General features: G+C 66.7%; 25 protein-coding genes. 7 read left to right on the top strand and 18 right to left on the bottom strand.

What is annotated here, in order from left to right:
- Nucleotides 1-12: 12 nt before the first annotated feature.
- Nucleotides 13-156, bottom strand: a complete 144-nt coding sequence (locus tag BAC01S_RS34780; protein WP_156954490.1) for a hypothetical protein — start codon at nucleotides 154-156, stop codon at nucleotides 13-15.
- A gap of 483 nt (nucleotides 157-639) precedes the next feature.
- On the opposite strand from BAC01S_RS34780, the gene hfq reads away from it, so the two are divergent.
- From hfq to BAC01S_RS21050, 3 genes are all read left to right on the top strand, one after another.
- Nucleotides 640-1,116, top strand: coding sequence for an RNA chaperone Hfq (hfq, locus tag BAC01S_RS21060; protein ID WP_027796540.1), 477 nt, complete (start codon nucleotides 640-642; stop codon nucleotides 1,114-1,116).
- Nucleotides 1,117-1,285: 169 nt separating this feature from the next.
- Nucleotides 1,286-1,477, top strand: coding sequence for a hypothetical protein (locus BAC01S_RS21055; RefSeq protein WP_027796539.1), 192 nt, complete (start codon nucleotides 1,286-1,288; stop codon nucleotides 1,475-1,477).
- A 98-nt stretch (nucleotides 1,478-1,575) separates the two neighbouring features.
- Nucleotides 1,576-2,769 carry a low temperature requirement protein A gene (locus BAC01S_RS21050; protein WP_027796538.1) on the top strand — a complete coding sequence of 398 codons (1,194 nt, stop codon included), beginning with the start codon at nucleotides 1,576-1,578 and terminating at the stop codon, nucleotides 2,767-2,769.
- 189 nt (nucleotides 2,770-2,958) lie between these two features.
- On the opposite strand, the gene BAC01S_RS21045 is transcribed toward BAC01S_RS21050, so the two are convergent.
- The 14 genes from BAC01S_RS21045 to BAC01S_RS20980 form a co-directional block, all read right to left on the bottom strand.
- Complete coding sequence (locus tag BAC01S_RS21045) at nucleotides 2,959-3,696, bottom strand: DUF2968 domain-containing protein (protein ID WP_027796537.1); 738 nt, start codon at nucleotides 3,694-3,696, stop codon at nucleotides 2,959-2,961.
- A gap of 48 nt (nucleotides 3,697-3,744) precedes the next feature.
- Nucleotides 3,745-5,133: a sigma 54-interacting transcriptional regulator gene (locus BAC01S_RS21040; protein ID WP_027796536.1), complete on the bottom strand. Its 1,389-nt coding sequence runs from the start codon at nucleotides 5,131-5,133 to the stop codon at nucleotides 3,745-3,747.
- A 9-nt stretch (nucleotides 5,134-5,142) separates the two neighbouring features.
- A complete protein-coding gene (locus tag BAC01S_RS32105; RefSeq protein ID WP_043203072.1) occupies nucleotides 5,143-6,978 on the bottom strand; it encodes a pilus assembly protein TadG-related protein in 1,836 nt (611 codons plus the stop codon).
- A 1-nt stretch (nucleotide 6,979) separates the two neighbouring features.
- Nucleotides 6,980-7,324 carry a DUF3613 domain-containing protein gene (locus BAC01S_RS32100; protein WP_043203111.1) on the bottom strand — a complete coding sequence of 115 codons (345 nt, stop codon included), beginning with the start codon at nucleotides 7,322-7,324 and terminating at the stop codon, nucleotides 6,980-6,982.
- 42 nt (nucleotides 7,325-7,366) lie between these two features.
- On the bottom strand, nucleotides 7,367-8,236 hold the full coding sequence (locus BAC01S_RS21025) for a tetratricopeptide repeat protein (RefSeq protein WP_027796535.1): 870 nt from the start codon (nucleotides 8,234-8,236) through the stop codon (nucleotides 7,367-7,369).
- 33 nt (nucleotides 8,237-8,269) lie between these two features.
- On the bottom strand, nucleotides 8,270-9,403 hold the full coding sequence (locus BAC01S_RS21020; protein WP_027796534.1) for a type II secretion system F family protein: 1,134 nt from the start codon (nucleotides 9,401-9,403) through the stop codon (nucleotides 8,270-8,272).
- The gene (locus tag BAC01S_RS21015; protein ID WP_027796533.1) at nucleotides 9,400-10,416 is read right to left on the bottom strand and encodes a type II secretion system F family protein; all 1,017 of its coding nucleotides are present in this window, start codon (nucleotides 10,414-10,416) and stop codon (nucleotides 9,400-9,402) included. The genes BAC01S_RS21020 and BAC01S_RS21015 overlap by 4 nt, the downstream gene beginning before the upstream one ends.
- Complete coding sequence (locus BAC01S_RS21010) at nucleotides 10,409-11,743, bottom strand: CpaF family protein (protein WP_027796532.1); 1,335 nt, start codon at nucleotides 11,741-11,743, stop codon at nucleotides 10,409-10,411. The genes BAC01S_RS21015 and BAC01S_RS21010 overlap by 8 nt, the downstream gene beginning before the upstream one ends.
- Before the next feature lie 3 nt (nucleotides 11,744-11,746).
- Nucleotides 11,747-12,973: a fimbrial protein gene (locus BAC01S_RS21005; protein WP_027796531.1), complete on the bottom strand. Its 1,227-nt coding sequence runs from the start codon at nucleotides 12,971-12,973 to the stop codon at nucleotides 11,747-11,749.
- A 48-nt stretch (nucleotides 12,974-13,021) separates the two neighbouring features.
- Nucleotides 13,022-14,404: a type II and III secretion system protein family protein gene (locus BAC01S_RS21000; protein WP_027796530.1), complete on the bottom strand. Its 1,383-nt coding sequence runs from the start codon at nucleotides 14,402-14,404 to the stop codon at nucleotides 13,022-13,024.
- Between the two features lie 48 nt (nucleotides 14,405-14,452).
- Nucleotides 14,453-15,388 carry a Flp pilus assembly protein CpaB gene (cpaB, locus tag BAC01S_RS20995; protein WP_027796529.1) on the bottom strand — a complete coding sequence of 312 codons (936 nt, stop codon included), beginning with the start codon at nucleotides 15,386-15,388 and terminating at the stop codon, nucleotides 14,453-14,455.
- A gap of 61 nt (nucleotides 15,389-15,449) precedes the next feature.
- Nucleotides 15,450-15,929 carry a TadE/TadG family type IV pilus assembly protein gene (locus BAC01S_RS20990; RefSeq protein ID WP_027796528.1) on the bottom strand — a complete coding sequence of 160 codons (480 nt, stop codon included), beginning with the start codon at nucleotides 15,927-15,929 and terminating at the stop codon, nucleotides 15,450-15,452.
- Nucleotides 15,926-16,429 carry an A24 family peptidase gene (locus BAC01S_RS20985; RefSeq protein ID WP_027796527.1) on the bottom strand — a complete coding sequence of 168 codons (504 nt, stop codon included), beginning with the start codon at nucleotides 16,427-16,429 and terminating at the stop codon, nucleotides 15,926-15,928. The genes BAC01S_RS20990 and BAC01S_RS20985 overlap by 4 nt, the downstream gene beginning before the upstream one ends.
- Nucleotides 16,430-16,541: 112 nt before the next feature.
- On the bottom strand, nucleotides 16,542-16,730 hold the full coding sequence (locus tag BAC01S_RS20980) for a Flp family type IVb pilin (RefSeq protein ID WP_027796526.1): 189 nt from the start codon (nucleotides 16,728-16,730) through the stop codon (nucleotides 16,542-16,544).
- Between the two features lie 577 nt (nucleotides 16,731-17,307).
- On the opposite strand from BAC01S_RS20980, the gene BAC01S_RS20975 reads away from it, so the two are divergent.
- The 4 genes from BAC01S_RS20975 (at nucleotide 17,308) to BAC01S_RS20960 (ending at nucleotide 22,901) form a co-directional block, all read left to right on the top strand.
- Nucleotides 17,308-18,804 (top strand): collagen-like triple helix repeat-containing protein, encoded by a 1,497-nt coding sequence (locus BAC01S_RS20975; RefSeq protein ID WP_027796525.1) that lies wholly within the window; start codon nucleotides 17,308-17,310, stop codon nucleotides 18,802-18,804.
- Between the two features lie 39 nt (nucleotides 18,805-18,843).
- Nucleotides 18,844-20,325: a collagen-like triple helix repeat-containing protein gene (locus tag BAC01S_RS32095; RefSeq protein WP_043203070.1), complete on the top strand. Its 1,482-nt coding sequence runs from the start codon at nucleotides 18,844-18,846 to the stop codon at nucleotides 20,323-20,325.
- 226 nt (nucleotides 20,326-20,551) lie between these two features.
- Nucleotides 20,552-22,267 (top strand): ShlB/FhaC/HecB family hemolysin secretion/activation protein, encoded by a 1,716-nt coding sequence (locus BAC01S_RS20965; RefSeq protein WP_027796524.1) that lies wholly within the window; start codon nucleotides 20,552-20,554, stop codon nucleotides 22,265-22,267.
- Between the two features lie 148 nt (nucleotides 22,268-22,415).
- Entirely contained in the window at nucleotides 22,416-22,901 is a 486-nt protein-coding gene (locus tag BAC01S_RS20960) for a DUF2147 domain-containing protein (RefSeq protein WP_027796523.1), read from the top strand.
- A gap of 135 nt (nucleotides 22,902-23,036) precedes the next feature.
- On the opposite strand, the gene BAC01S_RS20955 is transcribed toward BAC01S_RS20960, so the two are convergent.
- The 3 genes from BAC01S_RS20955 to lpdA form a co-directional block, all read right to left on the bottom strand.
- Entirely contained in the window at nucleotides 23,037-23,486 is a 450-nt protein-coding gene (locus tag BAC01S_RS20955; protein ID WP_027796522.1) for a transposase, read from the bottom strand.
- Between the two features lie 133 nt (nucleotides 23,487-23,619).
- On the bottom strand, nucleotides 23,620-24,717 hold the full coding sequence (zapE, locus tag BAC01S_RS20950; RefSeq protein WP_027796521.1) for a cell division protein ZapE: 1,098 nt from the start codon (nucleotides 24,715-24,717) through the stop codon (nucleotides 23,620-23,622).
- A 117-nt stretch (nucleotides 24,718-24,834) separates the two neighbouring features.
- A complete protein-coding gene (lpdA, locus tag BAC01S_RS20945; protein WP_027796520.1) occupies nucleotides 24,835-26,265 on the bottom strand; it encodes a dihydrolipoyl dehydrogenase in 1,431 nt (476 codons plus the stop codon).
- Nucleotides 26,266-26,275 lie beyond the last annotated feature (10 nt).

Here is a 26,275-nt window from a genome sequence, read left to right as displayed (position 1 = left end):
GACACCAGCCCGTCAGTAGCTGCTGCCGCCCGAACTACTGCTGCCCGAGCTTCCCGACGAACCGCTGCTCGACCCCATGCCGCTGCACGCGGCGAGCCCTGCGGCGGAAATCGTGGCCAGCATCAGCCACGCAAGAAATATGCGCAACCGTCTCATCGTCGCCTCCTGCTCGAAACACATCCGGCCGGTTTGCCTGGGATACCTCGCCATGCCCCTGTGCAACGAGAGCACACCCCATGTGAGCCGGCGCACGGAAGAAATGAGGTACGCAACGCGACAATCGGGTTGAATGCAACTCGCGCATGCACGGCTGCTTTGCACTACGCTATGAAAACGCGCGCAGTAAATGCGGCGTACTGTCACAGCGTACTATTACAGTGTAGGCGCGAGCGCCGTGCATCGCGAGGCGACGTTACAGCGCGCGCAGGCCGTCCGCGGGAAGCCCTGACCGCCTTGCCCGACGAGAGGGGACACAGCGATGCCCACCCGCAACCGAACTGCGAAGCCGGTTCCAAGCCGGTATAGTGCTGCAGTAATGTATGTTCACTTTCGCGCCGCTCGTCGACACAGGGTAAAATCCCGGCGAGCAAACGTTTCCAACTGAATGCGGCATCGAGCCGCCAGGTCAAAAATTCGTCCATGGCTTCCGCAGAATCGCATCCGCAAAACGACTTCATGAACGCCGCGCGCAAGGAACGAAAGCGCGTAGAAATCTATCTGGTCAACGGCATTCGCCTGACCGGCTGCATCGAGTCGTTCGATCAGTATCTGGTAATGCTGCGCACGCCCGTCGGCCTGCAAGGCATCTACAAGCGAGCCATCTCCACGATCCAGCTCGACACGGGCACGCGGCCCGGTCCGCGTCCGGCGCGCCCCGCGCACGGCGGCGAGCACACGAGCCGCGGCCCGCACGGGGGCCACGGTCCGCGTGAACCACGCGAACCGCGCGAGCCCAGAGAGCCGCGCGAACCGCGCGAATCGTGGTCCTCGCCCGCGCCCGCCGGCGGCGAGCGCGCGCCGCAGGACGGCCCGGTCGTCGTCACGCGCCGCCGGCGGCTCTACGGCACCGTCAATAACGGCGGCAACAACGGCGGCGACGGCTCGGGCAACGCCTGATCCTTTTTGCTCGCGCAGGGCAGGCATGCGTCTGCCCTGCTCTCCTGCTTCTTCCCTCGCCTCTCCCCCGGGCAGGCACGGACTGCCGTAGCGGGCTGCGACCCGATCGCGCTCATGGTTTTACCGGTTGCGATATGCTGGTACGCATGATCCCTCCACGGAGAACGTCATGAGCGCATCGAAGCCGAAAGCCCCTGCACCCGCGCCGGAAGATCCGCTCGACGAAGCCCTCGAGGAAACCTTTCCGGCCAGCGACCCCATCGCCGTGGGGCCCGAGCGCGGCAACCGCGAGTCCGGCGAGGACGCCAGGGACGGCAAGAAAAAGCATCACGATGGCGGCCACCACGGCGGCAAGCACTGACCCCGGATGAGGCGCAAGCATCGCGCGGGCGTGAGGCCCGTGCGGCTTTTGGTGCGTCTTTTTTGTGCGTCTTTTCGTGACCCTTTCTCCTCGCCCGCATGAGCGCCGCCCGTAACGCCCATTTCCTGCGCGAGCGCGACGGCGCCCATGCCGCCGTGACCTACGTCGAACTGTTCTTCGACCTCATTTACGCCTTCGCCGTCACACAACTTTCCCATCGGCTCGTCCACGATCTGTCGATCGTCGGCGCCGTGCAGACGCTCGTGCTCTGGTTCGCCGTCTGGCTGGGCTGGCAGTACACGTGCTGGGTCACGAACTGGTTCGACCCCGATCGCATTCCCGTGCGGCTGCTGCTCTTCGTGGCAATGCTCGTCGGCATGGTGATGGCCGCAAGCCTGCCGCTCGCGTTCGGCACACGCGGGCTCATGTTCGCCGCAAGCTATGTCGTGCTGCAGCTGGGGCGCAGCCTCGTCGTGCTGGTGTTCCTCGGCTCGCGCCACGCGCTCACCGCGAATTTCCGCCGCATTGCGGGCTGGCTCGCCATTTCGGGCTGCCTGTGGATCGCCGGCGGTTTCGCCGACGGTTATGCGCGCCTCGTCTGGTGGAGCGCGGCCGTGCTGTGCGAATACCTCTCGCCGATGTTCGGCTTCGCGCTTCCCCTGCTCGGCCGCTCGACGGGCGCCGACTGGCGCACCGCGGCAGGCGGCCATATCGCCGAACGCTGCCAGGGCTTCGTGATCCTCGCGCTCGGCGAGTCGGTGGTGGTCACGGGCGGCACCTTTTCCGACATCGCGCAATGGAGCGTCCCCGTCGCGATCGCATTCGCGGTCTGCTTCGCAGGCAGCATCGCCATGTGGTGGGTGTACTTCGACACGAGCAGCCGCGCGGGCAGCCGGGCGATCGAGGAAGCGTCTGAACCGGGCCTGATGGCCGCGGCCTTCCACTATGTCCACGCGGTGCTGATTGCCGGCATGATCGCGGCCGCGGCCGGCGACGATCTCGTCATCCTGCATCCGGCAACGCGCGTCGGCATGACCGAGGCCTCGCTGCTGATCGGCGGCCCCGCGCTCTACGTCGTCGGCAACGGCCTCTACAAGCGCGTGGTCTATGGCGGGTTCCCGCTCTCGCACTGGATCGGGCTTGCGCTCTTTGCGCTCGCGGCGCCGCTCGCGCTGCACACCGACCTGCTGATGGCCGGCACGCTGACGACCGGCGTGATGATCGTCGTGGCGATCTGGGAAAGCGTGTCGCGCCGCAGCGGCGCGGAGGCCCGTCGACTGAGCGTACCGTAGCGCACCGCCCGCGCGGAGCCAGAACACCGGCACGAATGAAAACGGCGCCCCATGGTGGAGCGCCGCATTGAATAAACTACGCGAGCGAAACGGCGCTAAGCCGTGCTAAGCGGCATACCGGGCCAGCGCACCAGCCCGGCTTTTCCGCCTCGCCTCTGCGTCATGCCACCCGCGAGGGCGGCACAACGCTCACTGCGCCGGCAAGCCGCCATCCACCTGGCGCTGCAGTTCGCGAACCTGACGCTGCGCGGCACGCAGCTGGTCCTGAGCCGCCGCCTTCTCGACCTGCAGTGAATTCGCCTGGTCGCGCGTCTGCTTCTGCTGGTCGGCCACGACCGCCTGTTGCTGACGCGCGATCGCGAGATCCGCCTGAAGGCGGTTCGCGTGATCCTGGGTCAGGGCGATCATGCGGTCGGTAAAGGCCTTCTGCGCCGAGAGGCGGATCCGGCGGATCTCCACTTCGGCGAGTTGCTGGGACTTTTGCGCGAAATCGCGGTAAATCGCCTCGGCGCGCGTCTCGTCGCTGGTCTTGATGACGCGCCAGAACGTCTTGTTCTGGAACAGCGCGACGTAGTAGATCATCTCCTTGCCGTAAAACAGCAGACTCGCGCCATACGTGCCGTTGTAGGTCGTGCGCAGCTCGTTCAGATCCGACCCGCGAATCATCTGCTGCAGCTCGGCCACATTGCCCGCCGCGTTCTGCTGCGCCTCGTCCGGCGTCAGCGCAATCGTTTGGCTTTGGGCCGCCGCTTCAGAAGCGGGCGCCGCTGCCGGCAACGCCTCGGTAGCGGCGGGCGCGGCCTGAACCGCCGGCTGGGTGGTCGCCCCATTGCCTTGCGGCAACGCTTGCGCGCAGCCGGCCTCGATACCCCCGAACAGCACCATGACTGCCAGTGCCGCCTGTCGAACTCTCCACTTGTAGTCCATGTAGTTCCTGCTTTGAACAGTTCTAGTTTTGGCAAAACCGTCTAATTATTACTCACTTTCCCGCGTTTCGGGCTCCTCGTCGAAAATTTGGTACTTGCGTATCTTTTCCCACAACACCTTGCGGCTGATGCCGAGGAACTGGGCCGTATCCTTGCGCCGCCAGCCGTTCTGGTCCAGCGCCGCCAGCAGCCGGCTGCGCTCGGCCATGTCCCATTTGCTGCGGTCGATCACCGGCAGCCCGGCCTCCGCCGTGGCCGGCTGTACCCCGAGCGAGCCCGCCAGCAGCCGGCGCAGGCGCGGGGCGTCCCAGCTGCCCGTCTGGCGCACCGTCACCCCGATGCGCTCGGCCAGGTTGCGCAACTCGCGCACGTTGCCCGGAAAGCGCATTGCCGCAACCGAATCGGCCAGCCAGTACGGCAGCTCGGGCAGCGTGGCAAGCCGCTCCTCGCCCACCACGATCGCCACGAACGCCTTGAAGAGCGCAATCTTGTCGACGGCGCCCCGCTCCTCGAGCGACGGCACGATCAGTTCGATCACCGCGAGCCGGTAGTACAGATCGGCGCGGAATGTCCCCTCCTTCACGAGATTCGGCAACTGCCGGTTGGTGGCCGCGACGAGCCGAAAATCCACTTTCACCGGTGTGGCCGAACCGATGCGCGTGACCGTGCCGTCCTCCAGCACGCGCAGCAGCTTGACCTGCTGGTAGAGCGGCAGGTCGCCGATCTCGTCGAGAAAGAGCGTGCCGCCGTCGGCCTGCTCGAAATAACCCTTGTGCGCGACCGCCGCGCCCGTAAACGAGCCTTTTGCGTGGCCGAAAAAGAGCGACTCGAAAAGACCGTCGGGAATCGCGCCGCAGTTCACGGCGACGAACGGACCCTGGCCGTAGCGCGCATTCTTGCGGTGCAGCAGTTCGGCCACGCGCTCCTTGCCCGTACCGGTCTCGCCGTGTACGAGCACGCTCGTCTCGCAGTCGGCGAAGGTCTCGATCTCCTTCATGAGCGCGTGCATCGATTCCGATTCGGCGACGAGCACGTCGGCGCCCGCCGTCTGGGCCGAATGCGCGCGCAGCTGCATCACGAGCTTCGAGACGAGCCCGCGCAGCTCGGCGCAGGTGAAGTCGAGCGGCAGAATGTAGGAGTATTCGGCCGGGTACATGGCCGGGTCGTTGTCGCGCGGTGCCGCGCCCACCCAGATCACGGGCATGCCGTGCGTGGCCTGCCAGTCGCGCAGCACGAGCGCGCCGGTGTCGATCACGCTCACGCTGACCACGGCAATGGAGGCGCGCGCGGCGAGGCGCTGCGCGGAAATGGCCGTGTCGTCGGCGCGGATCACGTCGACGTCGAGACTGGCCATGCAGCGCGCGACGCGCTCGACGATGTCGGCTTTGCCCTCCCAGACGTAGAGATCGAGTTCCTCGATGGGGGTGGTGGTTCGCATCGTGTGGCTCTATTTGACGAGTTGCGCGACGCCGCAGCTCAGGGGGAAGTCGGTGACCGAGGCGACGCCAAGCTGGACGCCGAGGAGTTGGAGCAATGGCTCGAGGAGCAGCGCGTCGAGTGAAGTCAGGATCGGCGAAAGGAAGCCGGCGAGCATGGTGCCGACATCGCCCAGAGACACGGAGGCGCTGCCGAGTTCCAGCGACAGGCCGCTGCCGCTGCCGAGCTGGGTGCCGAGACCGGTCAGTCCATTCGCCAGCATGGTGCCGACGTCGTTGGTATTGGCCGGTCCGCTGACGCCGGTTTGCACGCCGTTGCCGTCGTAGGTGAGATAGGTCGGAGTGCTGAGCGAGTTCTGGAGATTCAGTTGAAGGTTGGCGTCCACGGCGGCGGTGGTCAAGTTACCAAACAACCCGCCAAGCACCGACAAGGCGGCGATCGGCGCGCCCGATCCACCGCAGCTGTTCGTCGCCCATCCGGATGCGGTAGTGGGCGGCGTGCCGATACACAGATTGACAAGCCCCGGCTGAACTTCGATTTCCGAACTGCTCGTTGCGGCAGTCGGCCCGCATTGCGCCGAAACGAGTCCCGCCGTCGCGTAGGCTGCCTCGACATAGAGCGGTACGTTGACGGATGCCGTAGCAATACCCTTGATGCCGGCCGACCCCGCGATGTCGAGCAGCACCGTGACCTGCGCGTTGTGCGCATACGTGCGCCAGGGGGGCGGTGGATTCGGATTGGCGCCCGCCTCGCCAACCGCGATCGAAGGCGGAGAGAGCACGTTGACACTGAGCTGAACGCTCACGTTCAACAGCCCGCTCGTGACGGGCAATCCGCTCAGGTCCAGATTCACGCCCACTGGCGACTGCCCGCTCTGCGCAATCTCCGCCGCCACGACCAGCGCCTGCAACGCATTGAGCGACACGTTCGCGGCCGACTCCGCGTCGGCGAGCCCCACCGAAAGCAGCCCTGGCGACGAACTCGTCGCCCCGATCGGAATCTGTACATTGCTGAGCGCACTCGCCGACGCAATGGCCTGCAGTCCCGCGATACTCGCCGCCGCATCGGCCGACACCACGCTGCCGCCGCTCTGCAGCGCGTTGATCATCAGCTGCGCGAGCCCGCTCACGCTCACGCTCGTATTGAGCAGCCCGGTCACCGTCCCCGCGCTTGTCGCGACCGCGGCGAGTTGGCCGAGCGTGACATTGGCATTCGCAATACCGTTCCACGACACAAGACTGAGATTGACGTTCGTGCCCAGCAGCGAACCCAACAGCCCGTTGAGCAGATTGACCTGGGCCAGCGAGGTGGCGAGCGAGAACGAGTCGACCACGGTGGCCTTCGCTGTCGACGTAACCTGCAGCGGGCGCGCCGGCCCCACGAAGAAATACGGCACGAGTTCCGACACCGTGACGATCACGCCGTTGAGCGGCAATTCCGCAGTGGTCGGCGGACTGGAAGCCTGCGTGAACGCCATGCCGCTCCCGCTCGAATCCCACCGTCCGCAAACGGTCGACAGCGTCTGCGTGGACGAAACGGTGAATCCGTTGCTCGCCGCATTCGCCAATGCCGTGACGGGCGGCTGCTCGCACGCGTCATCCATCTGCTGCACGGCGGCCAGCGCGGCAAGGTCCGCGACGTTCTGCAGCGAACGGCGCGCGAGATAGTAATTGGCGACATCGAGCACCCCGAGCGCCGCCACCGCCACGACGAGCGCGAGCGCCGCGATGCTCGCAATCGAGCCGCGCGCCCGCCGCGCAGGCAAACGCGCGCGAGCGCGCCGCCGCAACAGCGAGCGCCTCGCGTCCGCGCCGGTGCGTACCGGCTGGGGCTTGCGCGCATCCATCTCAGTTCGGGCTGCCCGAAGCCGCCGGCGCATTGGCCATATTGGCCTGACTCTGCCCCGTGTCGACGGACGAGCCGAACGAGACCGGAATCTCCGTATCGAACGACTTCAGGTAGCGCCGCCAGGCGAGGCCCGCTTCCGCGCCCAGCATAGGCAGCGCCGGAGCGGCCTGAGCGTTGCTGCGCTGGAGATCGAGCCACGCACTCGCCGAATGGCCAATTTCGCTGTTCGGCACGGCATCGCTCGCCTGCGCGTGAGCCTGTGGCGCAAGCAACACGCAAAGCGCGAGCGCCGCGAGCCGGCCGCGCGCACCGTTGTTTTCATTGTCGTTATTCGTCGTCTTCATATCGCTCCCCGTGTTCCGCCTGCCCTGGCGCGTCATTGCACGTCATTGAGCCAAGCGCTCGACGAGCCGCGGCTGCGCCTCCCCACCCGGCCAGCTCGCCTGTGCGCTTGCCATCGCCGCCGTTGGCGCGGGCACCGCCGCGCTCGCCAACGCCGCGCGGGCGTGCGTCATCTCGCGCGCGTGCCGAGCCTGCGCGACGTTCTGCGCGTCGCGCTCGATCACTGCGCGCGCCGCCGGCGTGAGACCCTCCTGCGCCATCAGGGCCTGCGCGCTTGCCGTATCGCCGCTCGCCACGAAATACAGCGCGACGTTGGCGACGATCTTCGGGTTATGCGTGTCGAGCTCGACGGCCTTCAGCAGCGGCACGCGCGCCGCCGCCACCTCGCCCTCGCGCAGCAATGCATAGCCGAGATCGGAGAGCGTCGTGGCGTCGGTGGGCTCGAGCCGCGATGCCTCCGCCAATTCGCTGGCCGCTTTCGGAAAATCGCCCGCCGCGCCTGCAAGCAGACCAAGACCGCGATGGCCGCGCGCCGCGAACGGCGTCGTCAGCAGCTGTGTGTAGGCCGTGGCGCTCGCCGCCGTCTGCCCCGTCGCGCGCAACGCATCGGCGCGCAGCACGATCGACTCCGGGCTCGCGCCGTATTGATGCTCGTACTCGTCGATATGCGCGAGCGAAGCGTAATAAAGCCCGTCGGCCTGCATGCGCTGGATGAGCCCCAGGTACATGCCCGGCGTATCGGGCGCCGGGTCGCGCGTGGCCTCGCGCATCTGCATCTCCGCCTGGGCCTGCGGCCCCACGCCGTAGCCCTGCTCCTTCGACGCACAGGCAGCGAGCGCCACGAGCGTCATGCATGCCGCCGCGGCAAGCGCGCCGCGCAGAGCCGGCGCATGACGCGTAACGATGTGATTCATGATGTCCCCGTGTGCGTGTTTCATGACCGGCTCTCAACGATGCGACGCAAGCGCGCGCATCACCGAGATCAAGCCGGGCCCCGCCGTGACGATCAGCAGCGCGGGCAAAAGCGTAAGCACCATCACGCCGGTCATCTTGACGGTGAGCCGACCGATCCGCTCGCGCAGCGACGCGCGGCGCACGTCGCGCAGGCGCTCGCCGAATTGCCTGAGCGGCTCCTGAACCGCGCCGCCGTGCCGGTCCACCTGAATGATCAAACGGATCACGGCACGCAGGTCCTCGTTCTCGTAGATCGACGCCATACGATGCAGCGATTGCTCGCGCGTCCGGCCCGCGACGAACTGGCGCTGCGCGATCTCCATCTCGCCCGCGAGCACCGGCAGCACGCGGCGGAATTCGTTCACCATGACCTGCAGGCTTTGGTCGAGCGAGAGGCCCACACCCTGCAGCAGGCGCAGCAGATCGACGAACATGGGCAGCTCGTTCGCGACGGATTCGATTCGCGCACGTACGCGCCTCGCCAACCAGAGCTTGGGCAGCATGACGCCCGCAACCGCGCCCAGGCCCATGAACACGAGCGAATGGCCGGCCGGGTCGTGCAACGCGGCGAGCCACGCGCCGAGGGCGCCGCCCCCCGTCGCGCAGGCAACGCGTGCAACGAGAAAGAGCCCGCGCGAGCGCGCATCGACATAGCCGCAGCGGTCCAGCACGCGCCGGTCTTCTTCGGCCACGATGAGCCGGCCCGCCGGCGTATCGAGCCAGCGCGCGCCCAGCTCGGCGAACGCTTCGACAAAACCCTTGAGCCCCGTTGCACGCGCCGGCGGCGGCAAGCTTGCCGGCCGGCTTGCCGCCTCCGCGGAGGCGCCCGCCGCACTTGCCTGGGATACCGCACTAACACTCGCCGCCCCTCCTTGTGCCGCCGCGCCGAGGCCGGCCTTCGCGCTGCCTGTCGTGCCGCCTGCACCACTACCGGCGTCGGCCCGGCTCGACGCCGCCGCGCGCGCGTCGGCCACAACCGCTTCGGCGCCGTAACTCGCGAAGCGCTGCTCGAGCGTACGCGCGCTGCGCCGGGCGGCGGCGATGCGGCTCAGCACCTGCCCTGCCAGCAGCGCAAAACCCAGCGCCGCCAGCAGGAGCGCGAGCACGCCGAGCCGTTCCGCATTCATAACGTGCTCCTCAACCGCGTGAGCCGATACAGCAGATACGCGCCCACTACCTGCAGCACGAGCGCACCGTAGACCAGGTGACGGCCGCCGTCGTCGTACCACATCGCCGCAAAATACTTCGGATTGACGAGGATGAGAAAGCCGACGATGCCGACGGGCAGCAGGGCCAGCACCCAGGCGGACATGCGCGTTTCCGCGGACATCGCCACGAGTTCGCGCTGCGCCTGATCGAGATCGCGCATGAAGGTCGCCATGCGTTCGAGCATGACGTCGGCGCGCCCGCCGTAGCGCACCGACAGGCGCAACACCGCGCCCACCAGATCGAGTTCGTTCGCGTGATAGACCTGGGCGACCTGATGCAGCGCGCGGTCGATCTCGACGCCGGTACGCAGCATGCGCGAGACGCGATCGAGACACTCGCGCAACGGCATCTCGGTGGTTTGCAGTGCGGCCTGGAACGCTGCCGGCACGCTGTTGCCGAGCACCACGAGACGCACGATACCGTCGAGAAATGAAGGCAACTGCGCGACCAGCCTCGCGCGCCGCCGTTGCATGCGCAACGAAAGAACGAACGCCACGAGCACGCTGACCATCGCCATGACGGTTAGCGCGGCGAGCACGCCGCCGAGCAGCCCTGCCCACAGGCATGCGGTCAGCGTCACGAACGCAATGAGCAAGGCAGGCTTGCGTGCATTGGCAATTCCCGCGCGGCTCATCGCGTGTTCGAAAGCGGTCGCGGCGCGCATGCGCCAGCTATCCGGGTCGGCCGCCGCGCGGGCGGGCGTCTGAGCGTTCGACGCACTGGCTGCGCTGTGTGCATTGTGCGCTTTGGGTGCATTGGGTGCGTTCGGCACGGACGCGGCAGCGCCATAGCCCGCCGCCGCTACCCGGCTTTCGACGAAGCGTGTCACGCGCTCGCGCGCGACACGCGTCTGCGCGCGGTGCCAGAGCATGAGCCCCAACGCCGCGAACAGCAGCGCAAGCGCCGCGACGACGGCGAGCCCGCTAGACATTGAAGCCCCCGTCGCGCCCGCCCATGCCGAAGGCAGCCGCGCTCAAGGCCTGACGGAAACGCGCGAGCTTGGGCGAATGCGGATGGATGCCGAGCGAGTCCCAGCGGTCGATCTCCTCGCCCTCGGGCGTAGTCACCGGCTCGTAGCGGTACAGCTCCTGAGTCGCGATGACATTGTCGGACAGACCCGTTACTTCGGTAACCGAAAGAATCCTCCGGCGCCCGTTCGACAGCCGGCCGATCTGCACGATGAAATCGACCGCATTCGCGATCTGCCGGCGCAGGCTCGATTCGGTGCCCTGAAATCCCGCGAAGCCCGCGAGCATCTCAAGGCGATACAGGCACTCGCGCGGCGAACTCGCGTGCACGGTCGCCATCGAGCCGTCGTGGCCCGTGTTCATCGCCTGCAGCATTTCCAGCACCTCGCCGCCGCGCACTTCGCCGACGATGATGCGATCGGGCCGCATGCGCAGCGTGTTGCGCAACAGATCGCGAATGGTCACGACGCCAGCCCCGTCGAAGCCGCCCGGCCGGCTCTCCAGCCGCACCACGTGGGGGTGGTTCAGCGAAAGCTCCGCGGTGTCTTCGATCGTCACCACGCGCTCCACGTCGGGGATGTGAAACGCCAGCGCATTGAGCAGCGAGGTCTTGCCGGAACTCGTGCCGCCCGAGACGAGTATGTTGCAGCGGGCCTGCACCGCCGCTTCGAAGAGCGCGCCGATCTCCACGCCGAACGTGCCGTTGCCGAGCAGATCGTCGGGCCGCAGCGGATCCTTGCGGAACTTGCGGATGGAGACGATCGGACCCGCCAGCGAGAGCGGCTCGATCACGACGTTGATGCGCCCGCCGTCGGGCAGGCGCGCATCGACCATGGGATTCGATTCGTCGAGACGCCGCCCGATCGGCGCGAGAATGCGGCGCACGATACGCAGCAGATGCGCGTTGTCCGAGAAACGCACCGGAATTTTCGCGAGGATGCCGTGACGCGACACGTAGACATCGCTATAGCCGTTCACGAGAATGTCTTCGACGGCGGGATCGGCAAGCAGGTCCTCAATCGGCCCGAAGCCCGCGAGCTCCTTCGTCAGCGCCTCGGCGATGGTCCGCACCTCGCTCTCGTTGATCGGGATATGGCGCAGCCGCACGAAGCTGTCCATTTCCAGATCGACGAACTGATTGATCGCGTGGCGCGACCAGCGGCCGAACTCGGCGCCCAGCTCCTCGATGCGTGTGAGCAGATGCTCGTGAGCCGCGTTCTTGATGTCCTGAAACTGCTGGCTCTGCGCGAACAGAGGGGAGTCGTCGGCAAATTCGATGTTATCCGCCATGATCTACGACCGCTTCGAAGAGTGTGGGAGAAAGCGGCGCAGCGCCTCGAGCTTTCTCGCCGCGCGCGGCCGCTGACCGTCGAGCTGCGCGGCGAGCGCCTCCAGCGCGCGCACATAGGGATCGCGCGGCGCCGCCTCGGCGAGCAGCTTGCCGCGGTTGGCCGCCTGGCACAGCGCCACGCGTCGCGACGGCAACACTCCCGCAAGTTCGATGCCAAGGCGCGAAGCGATCTGCGCGGCGGAGAGGTCGAGCTCCGCCTCGTACTGGTTGAGCACGAGCTGCACGTGAGCCAGGTCCACACCGCCCTCGCGCAGCGCATCGAGCTGGCGCGCCGCCGAAACGATCGAGGCGACGCTCTGGTCGCAGACGAGCCACGTATCGTCGGCGGCCTGCACGACATGGGCGATGAACTCCGTGTTCGAGAAGCCGCCGAGATCGACCAGCTGCTGGTCGAAGAACGCGCGCAGCCGCGTGAGCAGCGCTGCCGAGGATTGATACGAGACCTCGCGCAGCGCGCCGAGATCGGCGGGCAAGGTCGTCAGCGCCAGCCCGCTCTCGTGGCGCGCGAGCGCCGTGTGCACGAAGGTCTGGTCGAAGCGGCGCAAGTTGCGCACGGCGTCGACGAACGAAAAGCCGTTGCCCGCGTTCAGCAGCAACGCGCCGTCGCCGGCCGGCAGGCCCAGGTCGAGGAGCGCCGTGTGGCGGTTGATCGCCGCGCCCTTGTGCGCAAGCAGCGCACCGAGGTTCGCCGCAAGCGTCGTCACGCCCATGCCCGCGCGCGCGCCCAGCAGCACCGTGAGATGGCCGTGGCGGCTCACCGGCTCGATGCGGTTGTCGAGCACCTGGCGCACGATACGCAGCGCGTCGCTGCCGTCGGCCGCCATATCGACGAAATCGCGCACGCCGGCGCGCAGCGCGGCAAGGGCGCTCTCGGGTTCGGCAAGCGTGCCCACCGCAATGACCTGCAGCCCCGGAAATGCCGCGTGCGCGGCCGCGGCCACCGCACTCGCCGCCGCGCCGCGCCCTTCCGAAAAGTCCACCAGCAGGAGCGAGGGCATGTGCATCGCAATGCGCTGCGTCACCTGCGCCGGATCGAGCACCACGGCATCGATCTTGCCGGCCGCTCCGATCGAGCGTGCGATCCAGCGCGCGTGCGCTTCGTCCGGCGACGCGAATACGAAGGAATCCGCAACCGTACGGTCAGCCTGCAAGTGCACTCTCGCGTTCATGACTGCTCTCCCATTTTTGCTGCTGCGCCGCCGGCATCCCCGGCCCGCTCACGGCGAAAATCCCGGCACCGGATCGCGCGAGGCCGCACCGCCCAGCAACGCGCGCCAGACCGGGCCGTCGCGCTGTTCGGACTGCTCACCAGGCGTCGCAGGCAGCGTGGCGTTCTTCGCGAGCGGTGAAACCAGATGCGGCGTCACGATGATGACCAGTTCGTTGTCGGTCTGCTGATACTGCAGCTGCTTGAAGAACGTGCCGATCACCGGCAGATCGCCCAGGAGCGGCACCTTGTTCACATTCGACGACGTCTCGCGGTCGATCAGGCCGCCGATCACGAAACTCTCGCCATCACCCAGCTCGACGGTCGTTTCCGCACGGCGCGTCGTGATCGCCGGCACCGAAACGCCGCTGATCGTCACGGCGTTCGTGTAGTCCAGCTGGCTCGCCTCGGGCGCGACCTTCAGCGCGATGCGCTGCGGCGAAAGCACGGTAGGCGTGAGCGTGAGCCCGATGCCGTACGGCTTGTATTCGATCGACGTCGCGCCGAGCGCCTGCGGCACCGGCACGGGAATTTCGCCGCCCGCGAGAAAACTCGCGTTCTGCCCCGAGAGCGCCACGAGCGTCGGCTCGGCCAGCACACGCGCGAGATTGTTCGTCTCCATGAGGCTCAGATCCGAAAACAGCCCATGCGACGCCGACGAGAACACGAGATTGAACGCCGAAGAGATCGGCGTGATCCCCGTGAGCGCCGTGGGCGCTGCCGTATTGTTCGCGCCCGACGACAGCGACGAAGGTCCGAACGAGCCGAACGAAAAACCGTTGTTCTGGCGGAAAAAGTTGAATCCGATCTGCTTGAGCACCGACCGGCTGAACTCCACCACCCGCACATCCACCTGAACCACCGCACGCGTCGCCACGCTCGAGGCGTCGAGCACGCTATCGGGCTTCGCATCCTTGCCAAGCGCACTCTCCGCCGCGACCACCGCGCGCTGGTGCGCCTCCATCGTCGCCGCCTCGCCCGTGATGATCGCCGTGCCGTTCAGCGTCTTCACCGCCGGCGTATCGGGGCCGAGCAAGGCACGCGCGGCGCTCGTCGTCACGTTGACCGTGATCGTGCTCGCCGTGTCGCCGCCGTCCCACAGCATCACGTTCGTCGTGCCCGGCGCCTTGCCGACCAGCAGCACGCCGCCGCGCCGGTCGCCGCGCACGATCAGCACGTCCGCGATCGAGGGATCCCCCACCGCGATGCGCCGCAATGCGCCCGAAACCGGCAGCGTGCGCTGCTCACCCACCGTGAGCTCGACCGCCTGCGGCAGCGCCGCCGATCCTCCTTGCACACCCGGCGCAGCGCGTGCGGGCGCCGTCGCAAACGCGAGCGTGAGAAGCCCGGCGCACGCGGATGCCACGAGGGCCGCCGCGAGTTTCCTCGTCATCGTCATATTGTTTTGCTTGCCACAAACCCGCCGCGCCTGTGCGGCACATTACCAGGCAACCGTTTCCGCTCGCCCGCCCCGTATCACTTCGATACCGCCGCGCGCCGCCGGCGCGTTGCGATGTGTTGCGGCTGCCAGTGGCTCGCGCGGCGCACTGCCGCCCGCGAGCTGATCGAGCGCCACACCCTCCGCCGCGCGCGTCGAGCCCTGCGGCGCATCGTGCGACACGACCTTGATCACGCCCGGAGGCGCCGCGAATGCCGAAGGATCGACCGTGTCGTCATCGGTCGGATTGCGCAGCGCCAAAATCAGTTGTCCCTGGTTTTGCGCGAGGGCCAGCTTGTCCACTTCGGTCACCGGCACCGCGAGTACGGCGGTGCGCGGCGCCATGTTCTGCGTGCCGAAGCCGCTCGTGCGCTGCGTGTTGCCGCGCGGCGGCGTTGCGTCGGCAGGATTGCCGAAGACCAGCACGCGCGCCTTCGAAACGAGAAGCCGCGCCTGGGTGCGGCCCACTTCGCCGCCGCTCACCGCGCCGTCGCGGCGCAGCGTGAAAAACACATCGACGTAATTGCCGGGCCTGAGCTCGTAGCCCACCGCGTTGACCTCGTCGACACGCACCGCCACGGCACGCTCGCCAGGCTGGATGCTGGTCGCGAGACTCGACGACAGCTGCGCGTCGAGCACGGGGGTGTCCGCCGCGATCTCGTCAAGCGGCACGCGGCCGGCAATCAGCGCCTTGTCGTTGAACGCACCCGCGGGATGGATAGGCAGCGTCTGTACGCGCAGCGCGTCGGCGGGAATCGGCTGGCCCGCGGGCAGCGTGCGCGTGGCGACGACGACCGGCACGAGCGTTTGTACTGCAGAAGAAACGGGCTGGACAACCGGCGCCGGAGGCGCGCGACGCGCCAGCATGAAGGCAAACGCGCCGAGCACGAGCGCAGCGGCAATCAGCAGGCCCGCGACGACTTTGGTCAGATTCGCCATGAACGATCACCCTGGCTTCGGTGGAGCGGCGCGATTGCGTAAGAGTGGGTCCGAGTGCGCATCACAGCAGATTCTCCGGATCGATTTGCACGGTCGCCTGACCGGTGAGCGACTGCGGTATAGCGATGCTCAGAAGAGGCAATATCGGCACGAGTGGATTCGTCTCGTATGCGTAAGTCAGCGTCACCTGGATGCAGTCCATGGCGGGATTGTTCGTGCAACCCGACGGCGCGGAGCTTATCGCGGGGGTGCAGTGGGCCGCGACGGGCAGCCAGCTCACGACCGTCGCCGCGCGCGTGCATGCCTGCGTGGCACGCGCATTTAAGGCCAATTCGTCGCTCGTCGCGCTCTGCCAAACGAGCGCGGCACGCGCACCCTCTTCCGCTGCTGCCGTGAGACTCTGCTGTGTGAGAAACACCATGCTGTACGTGATGATTGCGTAGAGCACGAGGAAGAACACTGGAAACACGATCGCGAATTCAACTGCGGCGGTACCGCGCTGCGTCGTGCGACGCATGGGCTTGCCCGTGACCCGGCTCATCGCGTACTCCCGAGCGCGAACTGCCACGCAAGCCATGCAAAGGCCAGCATGGTCAGGTAGGCGGCGTATGGCGTACCGCGCCGCCCACCCACCGTAAATATCTGCACTCCTTGAGATCGTGCCGCACTGCTGCGCCAGCGGAGCGCGATCAGCGTCGCCGCAGCATGCACACCCGCAGCGATACTAGCGACGATCCACAGGTCGAACAACAGATGCAATCCGCACCACGCTCCGAGCACGGCGAACACCTTGACGTCGCCCGCACCCATTACGCCGAGCACGAAGCACGGCATGAGCGCAGCGGCACTGACCAAGGTGGCGCCAAGTGCCTGCCCGGGACCGATGCGCGCCGGCCCGGCGTGCAGCAGCGACGCGGCGAGCGCAGCGCATAGGCCCGCCACAACGAGGGCGTTGGGCACACGGCGGGAACAGCAATCGCCGATCGCGACTGCCACCGTCCAGGCGCCGAACACGAGGCCGCTGAGTAGGGTGAGTGTCATAGCCGGTCTTTCGACGCGCGCAGCAATTCGCGCGCGCCGAAAGACCGGCGCGCGGGCAAAGCGGAACGACCGCTTTATTACGGACTACTGCGAACTCGGAACGATAAGTCGCTTAGCCGGCTGAAGCTGTGACTGCGGCAGTCACAGATGTCACGATGTTCGTGAACACAGTCTTCAGCTCGTTACCCACGCTCGTGACAGAAGCGGCAATGGTCAGCGCAATCAGGCCAGCAATCAGCCCATATTCGAGCGCGGTAACCCCGTCTTCCGACTTGATGAATTGTTTGAACAGCTTGTTCATTTCGGCCCTCTCTCTCTTTATTTCGCTTTCACGTTGTCCTGCGCCGGCTTCACAAAGCCTTGCCCGTATCGTGAATAGTCGCCTGCGCATCCGGTCCAGCTGCGCGCGAGCCTCTATTACGGCTCGCTGACGTTGGCCCAAATCGCATACATACCTCTCCTGATGCATGCGTCCGGCTCTCCTTGTGCGGCTTTTATAGCGTAACAACCTTCGTTGCGCAATCGCCCTCTCGTATTTTCATTATCGGCATGGGCGTTGTGTTGTTTAGCTCGGACAAACCATGACTGCACTATTCAGGACTAGAAAGTCATCGCGTTACGTCTTGTTCCGTAACGCCGCCATGCCGGCGTTACGTGACGTAACGCTTGCCAGCACAAGGTCTCGCGACATCCGTGCAAACGATTCCTTCGACAAAAGACGCGGCCAGATGCTTGGCACGCCTTGATTTGAAAAACCCCTCTAGTACGCGGTTTTCTGCACGTCATCGCCCTCGCCGCTGCCTGGCACATCTGTTGCAGATATGGGCACGTAGTCCAGACAAATGACACAAGCAGATACCACACGAGACGAGGGCACCATGCATCAGAACACGATCGGCAACGCCGCACGCTTGACGCTCATCGCGGCCACCGCCGCCGCCATGCTTTCGTTGAGCGCATGCGGCGGCTCCGGCACGCTCAGCAGCGGCACGGGCACGGGTAGCGGCGGCGGCACACTGTCCACGAGCGGCTCCAGCGGCTCGGGCAGTTCGAGCGGAAGCGGCGACAGCGGTGCAGGCACCACCACCGGCAGCAACGGCAGCAGCACGGGAAGCGGTAATGGCGGCACGACCACCGGCGATAGCGGCAGCGGCACGGGCAATGGAGGGGGGAACGGGGGCGGCACCACGACCGGCAGCAACGGCAATGGCAACGGTTCGGGCGGCGGCGGTTCGACCGTCGCCGCCAATGCCGTGGGCCAGGTCGCGAACGCCGCCGGCAATGTCGTGAATGCCGCCGGCTCGACGGCAACGGGTCTCGGCACGTTGATCGCCTCGCAATCGTTGCCGGGTGTCAGCTCCGCGACCACGAGCGCCGCCGGCGGTATCGTGCAGAACGCCGGCGCGGCCGTCTCGGCGCTCGGCACGGGCGTTTCGCAAGGCCTCGGCCAGATCGGCGCCGGCAGCAATCCGGTCGGCACCACGCTCGCCAGCACCGGCGGCGCCGTGAGCGACGTCGGCAAGGCCGTCACGAGCGCCGGCCAGCTCGTCACGAGCCTCGGCAGCGGCCCGCTCGCGCCGCTCGCCGCGCTCACGACGCCCGTCGGCGGCGCCGTCGACACGCTCGGCTCGGCGCTCACCACCGGCGGCCAGACGCTCACGTCGGCCCTTTCGCAAGGGCCGGTCCAGCAGGTCACGCAGCAGCTCAGCTCGGCCATCACGCCGATCACCTCGGTGCTCGCCGCCACCACGCAAACGCTTGGCAATGCCACGGGCGTCGGCACGCCGGTCAACGGCCTGCTGCAGGCGGTCGGCGGCGGACTCCAGAAGGGCGGCGCGCTCGTCGCACAGGCGGGCGGCGGCACGAATCCGGTCACTACCGGCGTCGGCACGCTCGTCGCCGATACGGGCAAGACGGTCGCCTCGGCCGGTGGACTGCTGACAGGCGGTAGCTCGAGCAGCAATCCGCTCGCTCCGATCACGAGCCTCCTCGGTAGCGCGACCGGCGGCTCGGGCAGCTCGGGCAGCGGCCCGCTTGCCCCTGTCACGAGCCTTCTTGGCGGCTTGACCGGCGGCATCGGCGGCGCCGGCAGTTCCGGCAGCAGCGGCAGCAATCCGCTCGCCCCCGTGACGAGCCTCGTCTCAAGCCTGACCAGCACGGTCACCGGCGCAGCAGGCGGTGTCGGCGTAGGAGTCGGTGTCGGCGCCGTGGCCGGCACGGGCGCGAGCGCCTCGGGCTCGCATGGCGCGAGCAGCGGCAGCACCACCCCAGGTCTCTCGCTCGTGTCCTCGAGCGGCGGGACGAGCAGCAGCACGACGGGCCCGCTCGCCGGCTTGACCTCGCTCGTGGGCGGCCTGCTCGGCGCCAAGAAATAAGCGCATTCGAACCACTCTTTCAAACGAGGAGACACCGTCATGTCCACCAGCGCAACGGCGGTTTTCAACGAACAGACCCAGACGCTCGTGCGCGGCTTGCGCCTCACGGCGCTCGCCTGCGCGGTAGCGTGCGCGCTCGCGGCCTGCGGCGGCAGCAGCTATACGCCGCCCAACACCGCGGCGAGCGGTGCAACCGGCACCGGCGGCACCAGCGGCACGGGAGGCGGCACCACGACCGGCTCGACGGGCGGCGGCAGCGGCACGAACACGGGTGGCGGGGGCTCGACGACGTCCAGCGGCACAACCGGGACGAGCGGTGCGCTGACCTCGGTCGCCAAGACTGCCGCCGACCTCGGCAACACCATCAGTTCCGCACCCATACCCGGCGCGAGCGGCGTCACGTCGGGCCTCGGCAGCACCGTCGCGAGCACGGGCGGCGTGGTCAACGCGCTCGCCAACGACCTCGCGGGCGGTGTCGGCCAGACCGGATCGAGCACGAACCCGGTGGGCGCCACGGTTGCCGGCCTCGGCAGCGTGGTGAGCTCGACGAGCGGTGTAGTCAACGGCCTTTCGTCGACCGTGAGCGGTCTCGGCAGCGGCCCGCTCTCGCCGCTTTCCCCCGTCACGTCGCCGGTGGCAGGCGTGCTCGCCACGACGGCGAACACGGTCAACGCGGGCGGCGCGGTCCTTGGCAACGTGCTCTCCTCGGCGCCCGTGCAACAGGTCACGCAGCCCATCAGCACGGCCATCACGCCGATCGTGCTCACGGCCGGTCTCGTCACTCAGCAGGTGGGAACGACGACGGGCCTCGGCGTGCCGCTTTCGGGCGTGCTCGCCAAGCTGGGCGGCGCGGTCTCGACGGCCGGCACGACCTTCGGCAGCACGGCCAGCACCGCCACGAACAACCCGCTCGGCGCCGATGTCGGCACGCTCGTCGCGTCGCTCGGCAACACCGTGACCAACGCGGGCGGCCTTGTCAATCCGAACGGCCCGAACGGCGCCGCGCCGATTCCCGGCTTGATCGTGAGTCTCGTCGGCAGCAGTAATTACGCTGTACTGAACGGTCCGCCGACGGGCGCCGCGGCAAGCGGTCCGCTCGGCCCGCTCAAGGCCACGCTCGCGAGCCTCGGCCTTGGCAGCTCGCCGCTCGGCAACCTGCCGGTCGGCTCGCTCACGAGCGTGCTTTCGGGCACGCCGCTCGGGGGAGTGCTGACGAACACGCCGCTCAACAGCGTCCTCTCGGCCACCCCGCTCAGCGGCACGATCGCGGGCGTGCCCGTGGTGGGCGCCCTGCTCGCCGGCAACCCGACCGGCACGTCGGGCGGTTCGACGGCCACGGGTGCGCTCGCTTCGCTCACGAGCGGCAGCAGCGGCGGCGGCGCCCTGCTGCAGCCGGTGACGGCGCTCGTCGGCACGGTCACGGGCACGCTCAGCTCGACGGCGGGCGGCACCTCCGGCACCTCGGGCAGCGCCGGCAGTTCGGGCGGTCTGTTAGGTGGCCTGCTCAAGAAGCTGCCGTAGCCGAACGCAAAATCATCGGGCAAGATAGGCAGCGCGACGACGCGACATTCGGACCGGAACGTTGCGCGCGCACAGCCTGGCAAGAACGTAGTCGCAAGACCGCAGGAATAAAAACACAGGCGTCAGGGAGCCACAGACCGCCCACGAAGGCGGCACAAAGAGACGGCACGCGTCGAATACCAACAATCCACGACGCGTGCCGCCCGATAAGCTAGAGGGCAGTGAAATGAGAGGCGCAGTTGCAGGATGGGCCATGCTCGCCGCTGTGGGGGTGGCGGCGAGCGGTCTCACGGGGGTTGCAGTCGCGCAGAGCCGGCCGGCGCCAGGCGCAAACCCGCTCGGCGGGAATCCGCTCGACGCGCTGCCGCAGGTCAATGCGCCGCAAAAGGCGCCGAACGTAACCGTGAACGTGGAGCAGCAGACACCGCAGCTGCAGCAACTGCTCGCCACGCATCTCACGCCCACGACTTTCAAGGTCGAGGGGGTGAAATCGATTCCGTTCGACGAAGTCGCGCAACGCTTCGCACCCCTTGCGAATCACGACATCACGATCGGCAAGCTGATCGAGACGGTGGATAGCGTGACGAAGCTGTATCAGTCGCGCGGTTATGCGCTGTCGTTCGCGTTCGTGCCTGCACAGGACTTCGCCAATGGCGTCGTGCGCATCGTGGTCGTGGAAGGCTACGTGGCCAACGTCAAGATCACCGGCAAGCCCGGCGCGCTGGAAGGCAAGATCCGCGCGATCGCGGCGCATATCGTCGACGACCGGCCGCTGCGCACAGCCACGTTCCAGCGCTATATCAACGTGCTGGGCTTGCTGCCGGGCCTCAAGGTTTCGGCCAACGTGCCGCCGCCCAGCAACACCGACGGCGCGACAACGCTCGAACTCGATACCCGGCACAAGAGCGTCGACTTCAGCGCCGGCGTGAACACCAATCAGCCCGGCGTTCAGGGCCTCCTGACGGCCAGCGAAAACGGGCTCACGCCGTTCGGCGAGCAACTGAGCATCTCCGCGCTGATGCCAAGGGGTCCTGATCACATCACCTACATCGCGGCGCATGCGGCGGTGCCGGTGGGCAGCGACGGCCTCACGGCGAAAGTGGATGCCTCGCACTATCGCGGCAATCCGACCGACAATCCGGGCCTGCCCTCTTACGTAGAACGGACGGTCATCAGCGACAAGCTCACGGGCTCGCTCTCGTACCCGATGCTGCTCAACAACACGCGCAGCCTGATCGGCACAGCAAGCGTCTACGCGACCCACGATGAGAACGACTATCACAACACGATCAACGGCGCGCAGTATGGCGAACGCTCCCAGATTCGCGTGCTGCAACTGCAGGCCGACTACACCGATGTCCAGCCGGGCCAGGTGCGCAAGGCGAGCTTCAACGTGGCAAAGGCCTTCAACGTGCTCGGCGCCTCGAAGTCGGTGGACACGAACATACCGGGGCTCGTGGTGCAGAACCCCGTCTCGCTGAACTTCGTGCGCACCGATGCCACGGTCTCCCAAACCAACGACTGGCCGCTCGGCTTCGGCACGGCCGTGGCCGCCACGGGCCAGTACAGCCCGGTGACGCTGCCCACGTCCGAAGAGATCTCCTTCGGCGCACAGCACTTCGCACAGGGCTACGAGCCCGGCGAAGCATCGGGCGATTCGGGCTGGGGCTTTTCCTTCGAAGTGAACCATCCGTTCCGGCCCGCCTACGTGTGGCTGCAGACGATCACGCCCTACGTTTCGTTCGATATGGCGCGCGTCTACCTGCATGCGGGCACGCCCGCGCCATCGCGGCTTTCGTCGGCGTCGATCGGCTTCCGGATTTCGGACGGCAAGTACTATACCCTCGACCTCTCGGTGGCCAAGGCGCTCGCGGATGCGCCCGTGGAAAGCGCGTCGCGCAGCCCGCGCATCAACGCGACATTCTCGTATCAGCTGAACTGACCCGATGAACCGGGCCGGGGGGCGACTAGAGGCCCTCCTCTCCTACGAACGCCGCGCTTTCGCGTATCCTGCCCTACACCGGCCTGCGCGCTGGCAAGGCGCACGCACGGTCTGCACGATCACGACAATCATCAGTGGAGGACGACATATGAACCGGATCACCGGACGCACCCTTGCATTCGCCGCACGCGCGGCAACCCAGCTCGCGCTGGCGAGCTCTCTCCTCGGCGGCGCGATGGCCGCGCATGCGCAAAGCGCCACGCCGGTGGGCGTGTGGGAAACCATCGACGATCACACGGGTCAGCCGAAAGCACTCGTCCAGATCAGCGACGACGGCAGCGGCGACCTCAACGGCAAGGTCATCAAGGGCCTCAATCCGGCCGACAAACCGGATCGCCGCTGCACCGAGTGCACCGACGCGCGCAAGGACCAGCTCATTCTCGGCATGACGATTATCGACGGAATGAAGAAGAGCGACGACGGCTGGGACAACGGCCACATCCTCGACCCGGAAAACGGCAAGGTGTATCGCTGCAAGATGCATCTGGAGGACGGCGGACAAAAGCTCGTGGTGCGCGGCTATCTTGGCATCTCGCTGCTGGGCCGCTCGCAGACGTGGGTTCGCCAGCAGTAAGCCCGGTAGTAAGCCCGGCAGTAAGCACCAACCTCACGGTAGATGGCACTACCAGGTAACTGAGAAGTAACCGGTGGTATGCAAAGGGCGCAGTCCGATTCTCGTGGACTGCGCCCCGCCCTACGGACAACGTGCTCAGGCCGTCTGGCGATACAAGGCTCGCTGGTAGGAAAACGGCTGCGCCGTATCGGGCGACGGTGCGAACGGCGAGGTCTTCGGCAGCGAGGCCGGCGGCTGGTCGCGGCGCGCGAGCTTGTCCGCTCGGCTCATATGCTTACGCATACGCGTCTCGATCGTGTCGCACAACATCACGCCCTCTTCGCCGAACAGCTCCGCCATCACGCGCCGGAGCACGCCGCTGTCGTGCCAGGCCTTGAAGCGGCGGTGGCAGGTTTGATACGAAGGGTAGCGGCGCGGCATGGCCGACCATGTAGCGCTGCTGTACATCACCCAGAGCACGCCGTTGAGCACCGCACGCGTGTTGGCCAGCGGCCGGCCACGCAGCTCGGTGCGCGGGCGCAGTTCAGGCAGCAGCGGCATGACGCGGCGCCACTCTTCCTCGGTAATATCGCGATAGGGGGTCATGGTCCTCTCCTTTGTCCGTAATGTTCCAGACAAACGATAGGGACTTGCCCCAGCGGCGACTATCAGATGAGTCCGAATCTTGAAAAGGCCCCTGCAGTCTCTTTTCGCGACGGCGAATGGGGCTGGACGGCGCTCAGGTCAGGCTCGTGTCGACGATGCGACGCGGCGCTTCGAGGTACTCCTTCGATTGCATTTCGACGATGCGCGAGACCGTGCGCGTAAATTCGTTCGCCATCGGTCCTTCGACATACAGCTCCTCGGGCCGCACCGCAGCCGACATCAGCAGCTTCACCTTATGGTCGTAGAACACGTCGATGAGCCACGTGAAGCGGCGTGCTTCGGATTGCATGCGCGGCGTCATCTGCGGCACGTCGGAGAGGATCACCGCGTGGAAGCGGCTCGCCAGCTCCAGGTAGTCGTTCTGCGAGCGCGGGCCGCCGCACAGCGTCGCGAAATCGAACCAGACTACGCCGTCGGCCTTGCGCAGAGCCTTCAGCTCGCGCTTTTCGATATGCAGGATCGGACTCTCGTCGGGCACCGCCGCGAGCTGCGCGAACGAGTGGCGCAATGCGCGGTCGGCTTCGGCGCCGAGCGGCGTGTGATAAACCTCGACCTGCGCGAGCGTGCGCTGCCGATAGTCGATGCCGGCGTCAACGTTCAGGACATCCAACTTTTCCTTGATGAGCTCGATCGCGGGCAGCATGCGGTCGCGATGCAGGCCGTCGGGATACAGCAAATCGGGATCGTAGTTGGAGGTCATCACAAACTGCACGCCGTTCTTGAAGAGGCCGTCCAGAAGGCGATACAGGATCATTGCATCCGCGATATCCGAGACATGGAATTCGTCGAAGCAGATCAGCCGGTAACGCTTCGCGATGCGGCGCGCAAGTTCGTCGAGCGGGTCGGCCTGGCCCTTCAGCTCTTCGAGCTCGCGATGCACTTCGCGCATGAACTCGTGAAAATGCAGGCGCGTCTTGCGCTGCACGGGCACGACCGCGTAGAAGCTGTCCATCAGGAAGCTCTTGCCGCGGCCCACGCCGCCCCACATGTACACGCCGCGCGGCAGGTCGGGGTGATTGATGAGCTTCCAGAACGCGTTCGAGCGGCGCGACTTGTACTCCACCCACTCGTCGTAGCACCGCTGCAGCCGCTCGATGGCGACACGCTGGGCCGCATCGGGCTGGTATCCCCGCGACTGCAGTTCGTTTTCGTAGTATTCGGTGACGTTCATTTTCCGGGCCGCAAATGAGGAAAGGCGGGAGAGCCAAAGCCCACCCGCCTCCGTAAGTGATGCTGGGTACTGCAAGGCAGAGCGGCCATCAAAAGTCGGCCGCCCCGCCCTTGTGCATTACATGTTGAGCGCGCGCTTGTCGGTGGCGAGCGCCGCTTCGCGCATGACTTCGGACAGCGACGGGTGCGGATGGCAGATGCGGCCGATGTCTTCGGCGGCCGCCTTGAACTCCATCGCCACCACGGCCTCCGCGATCAGGTCCGATGCGTTCGCCGAGATGATGTGCACGCCGAGCAGTTCGTCGGTCCTGGCGTCGGCGATCATCTTCACGAAGCCGTCGGCCTTGTTGATGCCAAGCGCGCGGCCGTTCGCCATGAACGGGAACTGGCCCGTCTTGATGTCGCGGCCTTCGGCCTTGAGCTGCTGCTCCGTCTTGCCGACCCATGCGATTTCCGGCTCGGTGTAGATCACCCACGGAATGCAGTTGTAGTCGATGTGCGGCTTCTGGCCGTCGATGATCTCGGCCACCAGCACGCCTTCGTCTTCGGCCTTGTGCGCGAGCATCGGGCCGCGCACCACGTCGCCGATCGCGTAGACGTTCGGCACGCTCGTCGCGCAATGGTCGTTCACGTCGATGAAGCCGCGCTCGTTGGCCTTCAGGCCGATCGCTTCGAGACCGAGGTTGTCGGTGTTCGGCACGCGGCCCACCGAGACGATCAGGCGGTCGGCTTCGAGCACTTGCGCGTTGCCGTCCTTGTCCGTGTAGTTGATCGTGACGTTCTTGTCCGTCGCCTTCACAACGCCCACCTTCACGCCAACGTGAATGTCGAGGCCCTGCTTCTTGAAGAGCTTCGCAGCTTCCTTCGCGAGCGCCTGGTCAGTCGCGCCAAGGAATTCCGGCAGCGCTTCGAGGATCGTCACGTCGGCGCCAAGACGGCGCCACACCGAGCCCAGTTCCAGACCGATCACGCCTGCGCCGATCACCGCCAGCTTCTTCGGCACGGAGTCGAACGTGAGCGCGCCTTCGTTGTCGGAGACGATCTTGTTGTCGACCGGAATGCCCGGCAGGTGACGCGCCTTGGAGCCCGTCGCGATGATGACGTTCTTCGCCGTGACGATTTCCGTTTCGCCTTCGCCCGACACTTCGATCTGCACGCCGGCTTCGTTCTTGCCGGTGAACTTGCCGTGGCCCTTGAGCCACGTGATCTTGTTCTTGCGGAACAGGAACTCGATACCCTTCGTCATCTTCTCGACGATGCCTTCCTTGCGCTCGAGCATCTTCGCGACGTCGATCTTCACGTCGCCCACGCTGATGCCGTGGTCAACGAGATGATGCGCGGCGTTCTCGAACTCTTCGGACGAGGCGAGCAGCGCCTTCGACGGAATGCAGCCGACGTTCAGGCAGGTGCCGCCGAGCTTCAGCGCGCCGGCCGGGTTCTTCCACTTTTCGATACACGCAACCGACTTGCCGAGCTGCGCGGCGCGGATCGCCGCGATATAGCCGCCGGGGCCGGCGCCGATCACGACGACGTCAAATTCTTTGGACATGGTCATCCTT

It is taken from the genome of Paraburkholderia acidipaludis NBRC 101816, assembly GCF_000684975.1.
Classification (GTDB): Bacteria; Pseudomonadota; Gammaproteobacteria; order Burkholderiales; family Burkholderiaceae; genus Paraburkholderia; species Paraburkholderia acidipaludis.
The sequence above is the reverse complement of the archived record's forward strand: the minus strand, read 5'-3'. Positions and strand labels throughout refer to the sequence as shown.